This window comes from Insulibacter thermoxylanivorax, assembly GCF_015472005.1.
GTDB classification, from domain to species: Bacteria; Bacillota; Bacilli; order Paenibacillales; family DA-C8; genus Insulibacter; species Insulibacter thermoxylanivorax.
In genome coordinates, this window is the sequence record NZ_BMAQ01000005.1 from 1 (window position 1) to 16,933 (window position 16,933).

Annotated in this window: 13 protein-coding genes and 1 pseudogene; 11 read left to right on the forward strand and 3 right to left on the reverse strand. The window is 51.3% G+C overall.

Annotated elements, in window-relative coordinates; translation table 11 throughout:
* Positions 1-166 precede the first annotated feature (166 nt).
* The 3 genes from PRECH8_RS03040 (at position 167) to bioB (ending at position 3,015) form a co-directional block, all read left to right on the forward strand.
* Positions 167-904: an NAD-dependent protein deacylase gene (locus PRECH8_RS03040; protein ID WP_200965617.1), complete on the forward strand. Its 738-nt coding sequence runs from the start codon at positions 167-169 to the stop codon at positions 902-904.
* Positions 905-1,102: 198 nt separating this feature from the next.
* The gene (locus tag PRECH8_RS03045; protein ID WP_242457409.1) at positions 1,103-1,519 is read left to right on the forward strand and encodes a rhs-associated protein; all 417 of its coding nucleotides are present in this window, start codon (positions 1,103-1,105) and stop codon (positions 1,517-1,519) included.
* Positions 1,520-2,025: 506 nt separating this feature from the next.
* On the forward strand, positions 2,026-3,015 hold the full coding sequence (bioB, locus tag PRECH8_RS03050; RefSeq protein ID WP_200965618.1) for a biotin synthase BioB: 990 nt from the start codon (positions 2,026-2,028) through the stop codon (positions 3,013-3,015).
* 258 nt (positions 3,016-3,273) lie between these two features.
* On the opposite strand, the pseudogene PRECH8_RS03055 reads toward bioB, so the two are convergent.
* Positions 3,274-3,627: pseudogene (locus PRECH8_RS03055) on the reverse strand (MBL fold metallo-hydrolase); the annotation flags it as partial.
* Positions 3,628-3,878: 251 nt separating this feature from the next.
* On the opposite strand from PRECH8_RS03055, the gene PRECH8_RS03060 reads away from it, so the two are divergent.
* The 3 genes from PRECH8_RS03060 to PRECH8_RS03070 all read left to right on the forward strand — a co-directional run bounded on the left by PRECH8_RS03060 (position 3,879) and on the right by PRECH8_RS03070 (position 7,251).
* Entirely contained in the window at positions 3,879-4,640 is a 762-nt protein-coding gene (locus tag PRECH8_RS03060; protein WP_200965619.1) for an AAC(3) family N-acetyltransferase, read from the forward strand.
* Positions 4,641-4,738: 98 nt separating this feature from the next.
* Positions 4,739-5,224, forward strand: a complete 486-nt coding sequence (gene msrC / locus PRECH8_RS03065) for a free L-methionine (R)-S-oxide reductase MsrC (protein ID WP_276569085.1) — start codon at positions 4,739-4,741, stop codon at positions 5,222-5,224.
* 173 nt (positions 5,225-5,397) lie between these two features.
* Positions 5,398-7,251: a sialate O-acetylesterase gene (locus PRECH8_RS03070; RefSeq protein ID WP_200965620.1), complete on the forward strand. Its 1,854-nt coding sequence runs from the start codon at positions 5,398-5,400 to the stop codon at positions 7,249-7,251.
* A gap of 120 nt (positions 7,252-7,371) precedes the next feature.
* Here PRECH8_RS03070 and PRECH8_RS03075 read toward each other — a convergent pair whose 3' ends face one another.
* A complete protein-coding gene (locus PRECH8_RS03075; protein WP_200965849.1) occupies positions 7,372-8,469 on the reverse strand; it encodes a glycosyltransferase in 1,098 nt (365 codons plus the stop codon).
* Positions 8,470-8,711: 242 nt separating this feature from the next.
* On the opposite strand from PRECH8_RS03075, the gene PRECH8_RS03080 reads away from it, so the two are divergent.
* Entirely contained in the window at positions 8,712-9,887 is a 1,176-nt protein-coding gene (locus tag PRECH8_RS03080; RefSeq protein ID WP_200965621.1) for a phosphotransferase, read from the forward strand.
* A gap of 452 nt (positions 9,888-10,339) precedes the next feature.
* Here PRECH8_RS03080 and PRECH8_RS03085 read toward each other — a convergent pair whose 3' ends face one another.
* Positions 10,340-11,089 carry a glycoside hydrolase family 16 protein gene (locus PRECH8_RS03085; RefSeq protein WP_200965622.1) on the reverse strand — a complete coding sequence of 250 codons (750 nt, stop codon included), beginning with the start codon at positions 11,087-11,089 and terminating at the stop codon, positions 10,340-10,342.
* Between the two features lie 201 nt (positions 11,090-11,290).
* Between PRECH8_RS03085 and PRECH8_RS03090 the strand changes: the two genes are divergently transcribed.
* The 4 genes from PRECH8_RS03090 (at position 11,291) to PRECH8_RS03105 (ending at position 16,932) form a co-directional block, all read left to right on the forward strand.
* Complete coding sequence (locus PRECH8_RS03090) at positions 11,291-12,208, forward strand: ABC transporter permease (RefSeq protein ID WP_200965623.1); 918 nt, start codon at positions 11,291-11,293, stop codon at positions 12,206-12,208.
* A 16-nt stretch (positions 12,209-12,224) separates the two neighbouring features.
* A complete protein-coding gene (locus PRECH8_RS03095) occupies positions 12,225-13,109 on the forward strand; it encodes a carbohydrate ABC transporter permease (RefSeq protein WP_200965624.1) in 885 nt (294 codons plus the stop codon).
* Positions 13,110-13,237: 128 nt separating this feature from the next.
* Positions 13,238-14,902 (forward strand): extracellular solute-binding protein, encoded by a 1,665-nt coding sequence (locus tag PRECH8_RS03100; RefSeq protein WP_200965625.1) that lies wholly within the window; start codon positions 13,238-13,240, stop codon positions 14,900-14,902.
* Between the two features lie 197 nt (positions 14,903-15,099).
* A complete protein-coding gene (locus PRECH8_RS03105; RefSeq protein ID WP_200965626.1) occupies positions 15,100-16,932 on the forward strand; it encodes a sensor histidine kinase in 1,833 nt (610 codons plus the stop codon).
* Position 16,933: the final 1 nt, after the last annotated feature.

The window sequence follows — 16,933 nt, forward strand, 5'->3', positions numbered from 1 at the left end:
TGGACTTTCGAAATCTAGGTTAAAATAATGTAAGTTTGGCTTCCGTTATTTTGGGGAATGATGATCACTTACCCTGCTTGGCAACTTGCTTTAAGCCATGCCGCGGTTCGGCGGAGGATGATCTGATATAATAGGAAGCATCAATGCCCGAGATTGGAGGAGTGCGATGATGGATTATCAAGCATTGGGCGAGTTGATCAGAAACAGTGACAATATCGTGTTCTTCGGCGGAGCGGGGACATCAACGGAAAGCGGGATTCCAGACTTCCGTTCTGCTGATGGATTGTACAATGCCGATACCGGCGTGAATGTTCCGCCGGAGGAGATTTTGTCGCGGGACTTTTTCTTTGCGCATACGGAGGACTTCTATAAGTTCTACAAGGAACACCTAATCCATCCACATGCGAAGCCGCATCCAGGTCATGAGGCGCTGGTGCATCTCGAACGTCAAGGTAAATTGAAGGCGATCATCACTCAAAATATCGACGGCTTGCATCAGATGGCCGGCAGCACGAATGTCCTGGAACTGCACGGGTCGGTGCACCGCAACTACTGCTTGGATTGCCGGCGTTTCCACAGCTTGGATGAGGTGATGGCTTCTGAAGGCTTGGTTCCGCGCTGCGAGTGCGGCGGAATGGTGAAGCCCGACGTCGTCTTGTATCAGGAAGGATTGGACATGCAGCTGTTGGATCGCGCGGTGAATTACATCCGTGAGGCCGATGTGCTCATCGTCGCCGGTACATCCCTGACGGTACAGCCTGCGGCCAGCTTGGTTCGTTACTATCTGGGCGGCCGTTTCTTCCTGATCAACAAGAGTTCTACGCCATATGACAGCTTCGCTGATTATGTGATTACCGACAGCTTTGCCAAGGTCATGCCGATCCTCGCCGGTGTTTCTGACTGAGCGGCTTGATGTAGAGTTGGGTGCTGGATGGAGTGCGGAAATGAATACGGAAAAGTTTCTACATTAATATAGAAGAGACAGATCGGGAAATTTAACATAGGATGCTGGGAACGACCTGACTGGAAGTTGGGTCGTTTTTTTATTTTTAATATGAATTATTTTATTTGATATGACGAGGAACTAATTGAATATATAATAATGAGAAATCTATATGAATCAGTAAAAGTATTAAAAGATATAGATAAATTAATAAAATTGATCGAACACCATTTTCCTTTTAATGGATCAAGAATTAACTGGTGTCAAACAGAAATGCACTATCACAAGAAATCAAATAAAGAGTCTTTATTTGCAGATACAAAGGAATTCATTGTTGAATTAAGAGAGAAATATTTAAAAGATAACGTAAACGTGATTTACCTGGGAGACAATCTCACCGAGTATGGATATCAATTTGACTTAGGAGACATAGATCAGCATATTGATTATTTATTAGGAATTCCACAACACCACTATTTTGTTCTGAAAGACGTTAATTGGTGCATATGCATTTCTTTTGAGTCATATCTAGATTTTGGATTTAGTGTATTAAGTGAACCTAAAATAGGAGGATAATTTAATAAAGAATTGCAGAGATATCTTGCAATTAGTCAAGTCTTCTTTATAATGATTGGCTCCCCTTGTATTTGGATCAAGGAGGAGCTTTATTTTCTGGTGTGCCCAGCTAAGCAAGCATCTTCTAGCGAGTCCAATCGTGGGAGGAGCAAAGTCCCTATGTAGCTAGGATACTTGCGTATAGAGAAATCGGTGCGTTATCCGACGAAAGTATTTGTCAGAGACAGGGCGAGCAACATACCAGGCCGTATTAAGTGAATTCTGGCGCTAAGTTAATAGAACATGTTTGAGAGACATTCTATAATCTTATGGGCAAATGCTATTAACGAAAATCTTCAAGAAAGTCTTAACCTCTATTAAGCTAACAAAAATCACACAAAAGGATTGAATAACGTGGGAAGATCCGGTATGCTGATGCATAAATAAATGCAGATATTCTCTTGATACAGAAAGTGGAAGAAAGTCTGCAGAACTTCATCGTGCTTAGAGCTAGGCGGGAGGGAAACATGGAACGAACGATCACTAATTATTGGGAGCAGTTGGCGGATCAAGTATTGCAAGGACATAAGCTGACCAAAGAGGAAGGCTTGCGCGTATTACAGGCAGATCAGGATGAGTTGCTGCCTTTGATGCAAGCCGTTTATCGGATACGCAAACATTACTACGGCAACAAGGTAAAGCTCAACTTAATCGTTAATGCAAAGAGCGGCCTGTGCCCGGAGGACTGCGGTTATTGCTCGCAATCGATCATCTCGAAGGCACCGATTCAAAAATATCCCTTGCTGGATAAGGACACACTCGTTGACGGGGCGAGAAAAGCGATGGAATTACAAGCGGGCACGTATTGCATCGTCGCAAGCGGGAGAGGTCCTACAGATCGGGAATTGGATCAAGTGATCAGTGCGGTGAAAGAGATTAAGGAGACGATGCCGCTTAAGATTTGTGCATGTCTAGGCATTCTGAGAGATGATCAAGCGAAGCGCTTGAAGGAAGCAGGCGTGGACCGTTACAACCATAATCTAAATACGAGCCAGTCCCATTATGCCAATATTACGACGACTCATACATACGAGGATCGGGTGGATACGGTGAACCAAGTTAAGGCGTCGGGGATGTCTCCTTGTTCCGGGGTCATCGTGGGCATGGGCGAAACCGATGAGGAAATCGTCGAGATGGCCTATGCGCTCCGCGAACTTGATGCGGATTCGATTCCGGTCAACTTCCTTAACCCGATCCCAGGAACCCCGTTGGAAGATAAGCGAGAACTGACACCGCAGAAATGTTTGAAAGTGCTGGCTTTGATGCGATATATTAATCCGTCAAAGGAAATCCGAATCTCAGGCGGCCGCGAGGTCAACTTGCGTTCACTGCAGGCACTGGGTCTCTATGCGGCGAATTCGATCTTCATCGGGGACTATCTGACAACCGATGGTCAGGAAGCATCGGTGGATCATCAGATGATCGAAGATCTTGGATTCGAGGTGGAACGAGTTTAGCTGGCCGACTGAAAAAGACTAAGAACAAATATCAACAAATATCAACAAATATCAACAAATATCACTTCATCCTCGCCTTGATTGGTTTTATGCCAACCAAGGTTTTTCTTATAGGAGCGTAATGTTGTCCTTTCCTACCCTTGTATCCTTGTATACAAGGATACAAGGATGCAAGGATGCAAGGGGGGACAAGAGAGGAATAAGCGTCACCGTCGGTATATAAGTTTATCCATGAACATATTGCTGGTGTGGCTCTTTTTAATGCTTCACATATCTCCCATAGTCTGGAATGGCGATGCGGTCGAACTCCCTGACTAAGCGGATGAGGCCGCTCTCTAATTCTTCTCCTTACATAGGCGGGCCGTGACCCATGACCGCATAAGCCGGCTTCAAGGCGGCCAGGCGCTTCACAGATTCCTTGGCGGCCTGCCAGTCCGTCGTCAGGTACCGCGGCGGCCCGTTGATCTCCTTCTGCTGCGTCAGCACCTTGTATAGCGAGTCTTGTCTGACGGTGACGAAGGCATCGCCGGCGATGAGAGTGCGGTCCGATTCCCGGAAGAGGGACACATGCCCCGGAGAATGCCCCGGCGTGTGCATCCAGCGATAACTCGGCAGACTGGGGATATATTTGTAATCCCTTCCGTATTCCATCTCATTCTTCTGATCCATTATCTTGCAGATCCCTCCATATCAGGATTAATCGTAACGAACCATTCAATAAACAGATTAGGAATAGTTTGCCGCAAAATCTGGAAAAGTATCGCCTTACTTTCCATTCACTATCTATCCATGGACGTTCGTTGTGAAGACAGGCTATAATGGATTTGGCTAATCACTCATCATCACAATAGTGGAGGGGAAAAATGTATACCAAAGAAGATCTCATCAAGCATCTTGAAGAAGCGAAGATCAATCCCAAGGGAACGATCAAGGTGCATTCCTCTATGAAAAGTATCGGACCAGTGGAGGGGGGAGCAGATACGGTGCTCGATGCGCTGTCCGAATACATGAAGGATGGTCTGCTCGTACTGCCTACCCATACCTGGTCTTATATTAATGCCAAGAATCCGAAATTCTACGTTGAAACTTCGGAAGTCTGTGTCGGCATCCTGCCGGAACTGTTCCGCAAGCGTCCGGGCGTTATCCGTTCCTGGCATCCGACGCACTCGGTTGCCGCGCTGGGTAAGGATGCTGCCGAGTTCACGGCCGGTGCTGAGCTATGGGATACGCCTTGCCATCGCAACTCCGCCTACGGCAAGCTGCTGGATCGCAAGGCGCAGATTCTCCTGATCGGCGTCGATCTGCGGCGCAATACCTTCATCCACGGCATCGAGGAATGGGTTGATATCCCTGGACGTCTCACCGATGACCACGAGATGCTGTATACTGTACTGCCTGATGGTACGGAGATACCGGTTCCTTCGCGCAGACATACGGCAACGCCTTGGTCCGAGCACTTCTGGAAGGTTGAAGGTGTGCTGGAAGAAGGAGGCGCCCTGTATCGCGCTCGTTTCGGGGATGCGAAGATGCTCGTCTGTGATGCGGTTAAGACAACGGAGATTCTGACGGAGATGCTGAAGGAAGATCCGGACCTCTTCTCGGATAACGAGCCGTTGAAGAGATAATGACGGATTGATATAAGATGAAGAGATTCTAACTTTCCTATAGATCCTATCAGATCAGAAGATCCTATGAGAAGATCCTATCAGAGGAGTGAGCGGGAGTGACCGCCTTCGAGAGAGTTGAATACAACCGAACAAGAGAGGAAAACTACGAGCTGCTGTTTCGTCAGCTGGAAGCTCTTCTGGAGGGGGAGACGAATCGGATCGCCAATCTGGCGAATGCTTCCGCCCTCCTCTATCAATTTCTGGATGAGGTGAACTGGGCAGGGTTTTACCTGATGGAAGGAGAGGAACTCGTCCTCGGTCCCTTCCAAGGGCTGCCTGCCTGTGTTCGTATTCCACTGGGCAAAGGCGTCTGCGGAACTTCTGCAGAGCGCAAGGAGACCATCCTCGTCGATGATGTAGACCAGTTCCCCGGGCATATCGCTTGCGATGCGGCTTCCCGCTCCGAGATTGTCGTGCCGATGATCCATCAGGGTGAGGTCGTTGGGGTGCTGGATATTGACAGTCCGGTATTATCGCGTTTTGACCAGGTAGATCGCGTCCATCTGGAACGTTATGTTGAGATCCTTATGAAGCATTGGTAAACAAAAAACTATACAACCACGGGTAGCTCCGCTGCAGCATTCGCGATACGATGAAGATATGACGGTTGAGGTAACGATGACGCGAAAGCGATAAACTGTGATGAACTGATTCGAAGATTCTTACTCGATGAGCGAAGAAGCAGACGGAGAACAGGTACCAGGGGGAATCGAACATGATCTTATCGAGTTTACTCAGCGACGGGATGGTCCTGCAGCGCCATGCTGAGGTGCCGATATGGGGACGGACGGAAGCGAATCGCGAAGTCCGAGTGAGTTTCATGGGAGAGGAATACCGCACGCAGGCGGATGAACACGGCTGGTGGCGGATCACCCTGAAGGATCTGCCCGCCGGCGGACCGCATGAGATGGTCATCACGGCAGATGAAGAGCGCGTGATACGAGATATTCTCATAGGCGACGTGTGGGTCTTGGGCGGTCAATCGAATATGGAACTGCCGGTTAATCGCACGCTGGATCTTCTGGCCGATGATGTGCGTACGATTGATCTGCCGCAAGTGCGACATTTTACGGTGCCGATGGTGTATAACTTCCATGGGCCTCAAGAGGAAGTTACCGACGGCAAGTGGTATGCAGCCACGCCGGATCAGCTGTTGGACTTCAGCGCAGTCGGCATGTTCTTCGCCCGCGCGTTGTATCAGCAGTATCAGGTGCCGATCGGTCTGATCCGCACAGCCATCGGAGGGACGCCGATCGAAGCGTGGATGAGCGAGCAGTCGCTGCTGGCGCATGATCTTAGATATGCATCGGAAATTCAGAAATGTCGGGATGACAATTATATCGCTTCCGTACAGAAGCGTGATCAAGAACGAAATCATGAATGGTATATGGCTTTGAATCAAGGCGATATAGGGCGAGCCGAAGGCTGGCACGAAGCTGAACTCGATACGAGCGAATGGCAGCGCTTCATCGTTCCGAATCGCTGGGAAGGCGAGCTGGAGCACGTGCGCGGCGCGGTATGGTTCCGCAAGGAATTTGAACTGCCTGCCTCGATGGCGGGTTCTGAGGCGAAGCTCAAGCTGGGTACCATCGTGGATGCCGATGATACCTATGTGAACGGAGTACATGTTGGCAGCACGGCTTACCAATACCCGCCGCGGCGTTATACGATCCCTGAAGGGGTGTTGAAAGAGGGCAAGAACACGATTGCCGTTCGCGTGATCAGCACCCACAACAGGGGCGAGTTTATCAAGGATATGCCGTACAAGATCATCGCCAATGGACAGGAGCTGGAGCTGACGGGAGAATGGCGCTGGCGCATCGGCAAGGTGATGCCGCAGCTTGAGCCGCAAACCTTCTTCCAATACAAACCGACAGGCTTGTTTAACGGCATGATCGCGCCGCTGCGTCATTATCGCATCAGAGGCGTTCTGTGGTATCAAGGTGAATCCAATACCCATACACCCGAAGGGTATCGCGATCTGTTCGCGGCGATGGTGCAGGATTGGCGGGGCAATTGGCAGATCGAGGATCTGCCTGTGATCTATGCACAGCTCCCGAACTTCGGGTATTCCGCAGTCATCCAGCCGGACAGCCTGTGGGCTCGTTTTAGACAAGAACAGCTAAAATGCTTGTCCGTACCGCACACAGCGATGGCGATCACGATCGATGCCGGCGAATACAATGATATCCACCCGCAGGATAAACGAACCGTCGGCGAGCGCATGGCCCTGTGCGCGCGGAAGCTCGTGTACGGCGAAGATCTCGTCTACAGCGGGCCGATCTATGCCGGCATGGTGCGGGAAGGTTCAGCCCTGCGCATCAAGTTCGATCACGTCGGCAGCGGCCTGACAGCGCGCGGCGGCAAGCTGGGGGGCTTTGCGGTCTGCGGAACGGACGGCGTTTTCCATCCTGCTGAAGCAGTAATCGATGGGGATACCGTTGTCGTGACTCATGACGAGATCAAGGAGCCGGTTCACGTGAGATACGCATGGGCGGACAATCCGCTGAAGGCCAATCTGTATAACCGGGAAGGTCTTCCGGCTTCCCCATTTACAACGGAAGAGTAAGTGAAGATTGAACCCTGTACGCTTAGCGGTGCCGCCCCTGAAGGGGCTTCCGCTGCAGGTACAGGGTCTTTTTGTTGATGTTGCGCTTGGATTTTGATTCGCTCTGTTGTGTTGTACTTGTTAGGGCTGCTGCTCTGAGTCGCTCTTCAGCTGCAGTTTTTCCTCTAAGAGGGATTTGTTTTGCAGGATATGGCGGTCGTTGGGGCGGTATTTTCTCGCTTCTTCATTGTGGTAATAAGCTTTTTTGTAATCTCCGAGTCGGTAGTAACAGATGCACATATGCAGATGGGGATACCATGTCCAATAGGCGGGGAAGCTGAAGCTCCATTGCTCGCTCTCTGCCGGCAAGCGGGTCGCCAGATCATACCAGAAAATCGCCGTTCGATAATCCTGTTTCCGGAAATAGCAGTAACCGATGCGGCTGACTGCCTCTGCTCTGGGTTTGCCGTACTCGAAGGAGCGATATAAGGAGGTGAGTTCTTTCTGCATATTGCCCAAATGCCTGTAGCAATCCGCCATGTAGATGCAGGCATAGATCTTATCTTCGATCCAGCCTTCGGTGAGTTTTAAATTGTTCTCGTAGGCTTCGATCGCTTCTTGGTAGCGGCCGTTTTCCCTCAGCTCATTGCCGTAATAAAAATAATCCCTGGGTGTGAAGACATCGCCGCGGGCGATTTTTTTCTCGTAGATCTGCAGGTTCCGTCCGACTTTGTGCCGGGTTTTCATATGGCTGATCGCGACGTCGGAATTGATGATGTAGCCGCTGACTTCCAGATAATTGTGCACGTCGCCGCGCCATTGGAAGCGCCGGGATGTCTTAACAAGACGGTTTCGCCGGTAGCGAAGGGTGACATTGCCGTGATCGTCCAGGCCGGCATTGTAATACATCGAGACAGAATCTACGGCGGGGTCTAAGGTTTTTTTGAGTTCCAGAAACTTCTTCCGATCTTCCTCCAAGATCACATCATCGGCATCTAGATACAGCGTGTACTGCATCGTGGCATAAGAAAAAGCATGGTTTCGCGCTTCAGAGAAACTACCCGTCCACGGGAAATGATAGATACGGTCCGTGTAACGCTTAGCGATCTCCACGGTGCGGTCCGTTGACCCCGTATCGACGATGATGATCTCGTCGACGATATCTTTCACACTGTCCAAGCAGCGGGCAAGCACTTCTTCTTCATCTTTGACGATCATGCACAGGCTGATCGTGATCATAGCAGCGGTCATCCTCTCTGGAGTGGTTTCGTTCAGGATGGTTCCTGCGGTGCGGAACCTGGTTTATTCCTATGCTGCTGATCAGCGCGATGACTCGGCAAGCGGGACAACTTTACCGCACATTTCGCCGCAGGATGACTTGTAGTATAATCGCACATAAGGTTCAAGCAGCGTAAGGATATCGAAGGCAGCAGAATGTTTTGGTTTAGAGTAAAGAAGGATCTATTAAAGGAGAGTCCAAGGTGAGTCAGATCGAACAAGAAAACGATAAGTCAGCATTCAGCGAACAAGAGAAACGAGCATATACGGAGCGAGAACATGATCAGAGAAATAGCATAGCAGATGAAACATATATCGAAGGAGAAAAGGATCAGGAGGAAAGAAGAGACGACAAAACCATTGAGCATGAAATGTTAAGTGTTGTCGAAGCTTTTTTTCCGGAAGGAGATTGGCGAGAACTTCATCTGCGGGGCAGCGGCGTGAATAATACAACGAGGTTTATCGAACGAGCAGGGAGACGATATGTCCTGCGAATCTATGAAACCCACCGTGAGATCTCAAAAGTCACGTATGAACATCAAGTGCTGCTGGCTTTGGCGAAGCAGGATCTGTCCTTTCGCGTGCCGCTGCCGTTGACGGCTGCAAATGGGGAAACGGTGGTACGCACTTCAGAAGGAAAATTGGCAGCGATGTTCCATTACATGGAAGGACGGCCGCCTCAGCTGCAAGATGCTGCTCAGATCACGCAGTTCGGCGAGACGACGGCGCTGTTATCGCAGGCACTCAGCAAGGTGAACCCGGACCAGCCGCCGGTGTATCCGCCTTATTACGAGATCGAGCAGGCCCATCCGAAGTGTGATCTTCAGACATTCATCAAGTTCTGTCATCAACCTTCGGAATCATTTGCTGCGCCGGATCTTAGACAAGCTCTCGCCTCGATCGTGAAGGTGGTTGAGCCTTTGCAACGCCGGCTGGAGCTGATGAAACAGCTGCCGCATCAGTTGATCCACGGTGATCTCAATGCTTCCAACGCATTGGCAGATGATACCGGTTCGATTACCGCTGTCCTGGATTTTGAATTCGTTACGGTCGATTTAAGGGTTATGGAGCCGGCGGTTTTCATCTCCGATCTGATCCGCCGCGGTCAGGACGTCAGTCGGGAGGGAAGAAGTCTGCAACAGATCGAAGCCTATCTCGCGGGATATCGCCGTTATATCGAACTGACTCCTGAAGAGATTGCCTGCATTCCAGATCTGCTGCTGCTTCGCCGTTTGGATGTGGTCATGCATTTTCTGGGGCGTTATTGGGAAGGCATCGACGATGAACAGATTGTCATTGATCAGATCCATTATCTCTATGCGATGACGATGTGGCTGGATCTGTATGCGGATCGATTAGTACGGCTTCTGCGGGGATAGAATTGAGACTTGGCACGGCGCTGGAAGAAGCAGATTTGGGCTTGAGTCGGCCGTGAGATGATAGAAGGTCGGCTCAACTTAGTACGACTCAGGATGTGGAGAGGCTAATTCGGCATCTGAGACGATATAAAGTGTTGATTCGGCAGGCGTAAGGGTGGAATGGCGCGTGAGTCGATATAAAGTGTTGATTCGGCATGCGAAGAAGGGAAGTCGCATGTGAGCCGACAAAAAGTGTCGTTTCAGCCCGCGAAGCAGTGAAATCGCACGTGAATCAACAAATAGTGTCGTCTCAGCGAATGAAGGAGGCGGATCGGCCGGTAAGTCGACAAAAAATATCGTCTCAGTTTGTAAAGAGGCCGATCCACATGTGAGCCGACAAATAATATCGTCTCAGCACAAAGAAGCGAATTCAGCCCGTGTGTCGGCGCCGTATGCCGTCCTCACGGGACCGATTACTGGTACAGCCAGATTCCGCTGACGGTCATGACCGCGGGCAGGGCGGTATCATCCACGGGAACGGGATCAAGCCAACCGCCAACAGCCAGATTGAGCACGAGATAGAAGGGCTTGTCAAAGGGCATCCCGGGTTCGAGAGGGCGTTCAGCATAGCAGTGACCATCGACGAGCCAGCGGATGGACTTCTCATCCCATTCCAGCGCATAATCGTGGAAGGTCTCAATCGTTCCTTCGGAAAACTCATAGGCATGCTCATCAACGACTTTGTGCTCCCAGTCCTTCCCGTAATGCAGTGTGCCTAATACGACCTTGGGCAGGCGGCCGCGCGCCTCCATGATATCGATCTCGCCGGAAGCCGGCCAAGGGCCGTAGGCTTGATCCTGCGGGAGCAGCCAAATCGCCGGCCATAGCCCTTGCCCCGCCGGCAGCTTAGCTCGGACGATCAGCCGGCCGTAGCAGAAGGCCATGTGATCTTTCGTATCGATGCGGGCAGATGTATATTGGAATTGCCGGCCATCCTGCTCGACAAGCTCGCGCTGCGCGCGCAGGTTCAATCCTTGGTCATCAATATATAAGTTCGCCGTTTCTCCTGTGTAGTATTGCAACTCACCATTTCCCCAGCCCGGCATGACGGGATTGCCGTCCTGATCAAGCAAGTCATTGCCGAGGCGAATATTCCATTCCCTAAGATCTTTGGTCCCCTTTGTAAATTCCTGCTTCCACACGAGTTTGTCCATCTTGATCATTCCTTTCACTCCCCAGCCCCAACATATCCAGTTCCAACATATCCAGTTCCAACATATTCAATGCCAGCATATTCAACTTCAGCATAATGCATCTTCCGCCGCGGTCAACAGGGATCCAAAATTTTGGGATAAGGTCAAAAATCATGCCCTTTTTTTCCCGGCTCCAGATCGACTACGATGGGAGTGAGGAGGGCGCAAAAGATGTCGAAAACCACGGGACGCTTGAAAGCCTTTTTAAAACAGTGGCAGCTTCAGAGTATGGTGATCCCGGGCATCGTGTGGATGTTCATCTTCTGTTATATCCCGATGTTTTGGTTGATCATCGCATTTATGGACTACAACATTGCCAAACCGTTGTTTGAATCTCCTTTTGTAGGTTTTAAGCACTTTGAGGAATTTCTAACGGATGAACGCTTCTGGCGCTCGCTCCGCAACACCTTAGGGATGAGCACGATCAAGCTGGTGCTGGGCTTCCCGATCCCGATCCTATTCGCACTGCTGTTGAACGAGATCCAGAGCATCCGGTTTAAACGCACCGTGCAGACGATCTCGTATCTGCCGCACTTTATCGCCTGGACGATCTTCGGCGGGATCACGCTGAACTGGCTCGGCGAAGGCGGTGTGGTCAACCAGATTATGATGGGCTTGGGGCTGCAGGATCGAGAGATTTTGTATATCAGTGAGCCGAAGTATTTTTGGTGGATTACCTATTTCTCCGATACGCTGAAAGAGACCGGATGGAATGCGATTATCTACATCGCGGCCATCTCCGGCATCGATCCGGCCTTGTATGAGGCAGCAGAGCTGGATGGGGCGAACCGCTGGCAGAAGATGTGGCACATCACCCTTCAAAGCATTCGGCCGACGATCGCCATCTTGTTCATCCTGGCCGTCAGCGGCCTGCTCGGCAGCAACTTCGATCAGATCTTCATGCTGAAGAACAATATGAACCTGAGAATGGCGGAGAGCATCGACCTGTTTATCTACAACATGGGGCTTGTCTCCGGAAGGCATTCCTTCTCCACGGCGGTTCTCTTCGCGAGATCGATCGTTGCGCTGGGACTGCTCTTGCTGGCGAATCAGGTGTCGAAGCGTTTGACCGGCGAGGGGATTTTCTGATGGGAGGGAGACGTTGATGAACAAGGTGAAGCGTCTGAGACGAATTGGAATCTTCGAGATCTTCAACACGCTGCTGATGCTGGCGGTTTGTTTCGTCACGCTGTACCCGATGTGGTTCGTCTTCGTGAACTCCTTGAACGCACCTGAACAGGCTTTGCTCGGTACGGTGAATTGGTGGCCGAAGGAATTCTCGCTGGCGAGTTACAGCGTCGTCTTCAATGACAACAATCTCATGAATGGATTCTTCATCACCACGATGCGCACATTGATCGGTACGACAACCCATGTGCTGTTTACCGCGATTGTCGCCTACGGCATGAGCAAAACCTATCTGATCGGCCGCAAGGTGTATATGAAGATCGCATTGATAACGATGTTATTCTCGGGCGGGCTCATCCCGACCTTTATACTGATGGTGAAACTGGGTCTTTACAATAATTTTCTAGTGTTCATCATCCCGGGGCTCTACACTTTTTTCAATATGGTCATCTTCATGAGTTTCTTCCGTACGATTCCCGCTGAACTGGAAGAGTCGGCGAAGGTCGACGGCGCTTCGGACTACGGGGTGCTGTTTCGAATCGTCTTCCCGAACAGCAAGGCGGTGATCGCGACCATCGCCCTGTTCTCGGCGGTCTATCACTGGAACGATTACTATCAGGGAGTAATCTACATCCGTTCACCGGAACTGCTGCCGCTGCAGACTCTGCTGTATAAAATCATCGCGGAGAATTCCATGACCTTCATGCAGCAGCAAGCGATGGCGCAGTTCGGCGCGCGGCTTCCGGGCAATTCGATCAAGTTCGCTTCGATGATGGTAGCCACGCTTCCGATCTTATTGGTCTATCCGTTCATCCAGCGCTATCTGGTGAAAGGTGTGATGATCGGGGCGATCAAAGGGTAAGCTCATCGTTCATCAGCTTTCATATGCGGAAGCCTTGATGAGCTCGGAGAGCCAGGCAGAAGCATATGAGTCTCTATATCAGAACTTTATAGAAAGTATGATAGCTATGAAGAAAGGATGGTCTTAACATGAAGCGACAACACTTACAGCGAAGCGCATCAGTCCTCATGGCTCTGATCCTGGTCTTGAGCCTCGCTGCCTGCATGTCCAACAATCAGAAGAACACTCGGTCGCAAGACTCCGGTCCAGGTTCACAGAATGACACACCGGCAGTGGTGGAACTGAATCCTGATGAACCGGCGTGGAAGCTGGATACAAGTCCGGTGGAACTCACCTGGTTCGTAGGTGCATCCTGGTATGGCCACACTTGGGGGGATAACCTGGTCTCCCAGTACATCACAGAGAAAACAGGCGTGCATGTGAACATCGAAGTGCCGTCTGGTGATGCCAACGAATTCATCACATTGATGATGACGACGGGGCAGCTGCCGGACATCATCACGCTTGGCTCCTGGGAGAATGCCGTTAAGAAGTTATGGGAAGGCGGCCATGTCTATGCTCTGAATGAACTGGCCGAACAATATGATCCTTATTTCTTCAAAGTAGCAGGGGACGGCACGCTGAAGTGGTACCGTCAGCCCGACGGCAACACCTATGCGATCCCGAACGATTCCTACAGCCCGAACTTAATGCGCGAAACGGGCATGACCGCAGCGAACCAGACGTTCCTCGTGCGCAAGGACCTGTACGAAGATATGGGGCGCCCGGACCTGACGACGCCGGAAGGCTTCCTCAATGCGTTGCAGCTGCTTAAGGACGAATACTCCGAGTACAAAGGCCAGCCGATCAGCCCATTCTTCGCACAGGGCAATGTCCCATACGGCATGACGGAGTACCTGCAGAACCTGTTAGCCGTGCCGCATGAGAAGGACGGCAAAGTCTATGACCGGCTCACTGATCCGGACTATATCACTTGGCTGAAGACTTTCCGCACCGCTTATGAGCGCGGTCTCATTAACGTGGACTTCCTCGTCGACTCCGATACCCAAGTCGAAGAGAAGACGAACAACGCCCGCTACTTCATGATGATCCGGGAATGGACAGGAATGACGGCGGTGAACCCGATGCTGGCAGCCAGCGAACATCCGGATTCCTACTATATCGCTGTTGATGGTCCGCGGAACAGCAAGGGCGAACCGGCGAAACTGTTCCCCGGCAACATGGACGGCTGGATGGTGACGATGGTCAGCAAGTCCACCAAACATCCTGAGCGAGCCATTCGCTTCCTGACCTATCTGGTGAGCGAGGAAGGGCAGCGGGATCTGTTCCTGGGCAAGGAAGGCGTGACCTGGGATATGGTAGACGGCAAGCCGCAGTTGAAGCCCGAATTAGTAGAACTGTTGGAGAACGATATTGAGAAGTTGGAAAAAGAATACGGCGTTATGGATACTTATTGGATGCTGCGTAATCCCGTCATCGTCAACCAATGGCGTCCGGAGAAGGCGCCCGTCATCAAACAGATGGAAGACTTCGCGAACCAGTATGCTGATATCGACGGCGGCATCTACAAGAACCTGGATCCGACAGGGGATTCGGATATCGCTGTCGCTTGGATGCGCATCTCTCAGAATTGGGAAGAAGTCATGCCGGAGCTGATTACGGCGAAGGATGAAGCGACCTTCGATAAGATCTTCCAAGACTTCCTCGATCGCCGGGATGCATACGGCTTCCAGGAGATCATGGAGTACCGGCAAGCAGAACTGGATCTGCGCAAAGCGAAAATGGCGGATTAAGCGGTTGAAGCTGATCCGATGAGAAGCCTATGAAACCGATGAAGCAAATTCCAGCCATTCACGAAAACCGGCTGCCTGTATAGGCGGCCGGTATCCCTCGTTCTGCAGCGGCTGCGGCTTTCCTAATAGCGAGTGCGAAGCAGGATATGGTATATTACAGGTGAAGGGGAGGCAGAAGGCAACGAGGAGGCATAGCCATGAGGGGACTGGCGGTTCTGAAGAAACTGTATCGCAGATCACCGATCTCACAGAAGCTGTTCATTGCCTTCAGCGGGTTGATCGTCATACCTGCGATCCTGGTATCGTTCCTGTTCATTCGCACCCAAGAGATGCAGATCTACAAGGATGCGATGACTGCTGCCAACAGCCATGTTTCCCGCTTGAACGAACAGATACGAAGCAGGATGAACATGATTGAAAGCGTTTCCTCAATGGCGCTGGCGCAGAAAGCCTTCCTCGATTTCATCCACTCGAATATGCGTGAGGACGGTCTCCGTTTGGTGAGATTCAGGCAGAATGAATATGAACATATGCATAATATCATTCGCAGTCTTGAGATGATCGAAGCGCTCAGCTTCTACGTGGATAATCCCGATCTCCATGAGATCTGGCCGGAGATCTATCATTATGAGCGGTTCGAGCCGCAGGATTTCTGGCAGGTACTGCGGGAAGAAGGAGGGGCGGCGTACCGGCTGTTTGCCCTCCAAGACGGCGAACAGACGATGGCCTACTATCGCTTAGTGCGTCTGAGAGGGACGGAGCACCATCCGACGATGATGGAGATTCGTATTCCGCACAGCAAACTGTTCTACGATCTGCTCGAGGCAAACGGCGGGAATTGGTTCACTGTGGTGCTCGACGGTGTAAATCCTGAGCGAGCGATCTACGACCCCGCCCATCCGTTTGTCCAACATGCTGACCGTGATCTTGGCAATATTCTGAAGGCGCTCCACAAGGAGATGGATGTACTGCAGACAGAAGATCCGGTGAAAGCGGAAGTGGCAGACCAGATCTATTATGCCGTCTATCGCTATATAGCGCCGCTGAATGCCTATGTCGCCGATATCGCTTCCCACCAGGTGCTGATGCAAGGCCCGCGGAATATGTATGCGCTTGTTATCGCGATCACCTGTACGGTGCTGTTGTTGATGCTGCTGCTCGTCTCCCATACGATGCGCCGGATCTTCCGCCGCCTCGACGGCGTTCTCGCTTCGATGCGCCGCGTGCGGGAAGGGGATCTGAATGCGAAGATCGCCATCGATCTGGATGAGCAGGAGAGCGGGGATGAGATCGATGAAGTAGCAGTCAGTTACAATGCGATGCTGGATGAGATCCAGCGGCTGATGACGCAAGTGATCGACAAGCAGCTCGTCGCCAAAAACGCCCAACTGCACTCCCTGCACTCCCAGATTAACTCCCATTTCCTCTACAATGCCCTGGAGTCGATTCGCATGCTGGCCGAAGTGGAACGCCAGCCCGTGATTGCCGATGCCTTGGTCTCCTTGGGATCGCTGATGCGCTACAGCATGAAATGGCGGAGTGATACCGTCGCCTTGCATGAAGAGCTGACGAACATTCGGAACTATATCAAGTTCATGAACTTCATGGAGGGCGGGCAGATTCGCCTCCAGGAGAATATTCCGCAGGAACTCATGACCTATGCGATCCCCAAGATGTGCATGCAGCCGATCGTTGAGAATGCCGTTCATCATGCCGCACCCAAAGGCGGCAGCGTGCAGATCGAGATCACGGCTTGGGTAGAGAAGGGCAGCGTGCTGCTCATTGAGATCCGCGATGACGGAAGGGGGATCGATCCGCCGCTGCTGGCGAATATACAAGCAGCGCTGGCAGGTTCCGCCGAAGCGCCGATCATCGCGAGCAAGAACGGATTGGGACTGGAGAACGTACATAAGCGTCTGCAGCTTCATTATGGACCGGACAGCGGTCTGACGATCGACAGCGTGAAGGACGCTTATACCTGCGTGACCATACGCCTGCCTTGGGAAAATGTAAACTTAGGGGGTTGGTAAG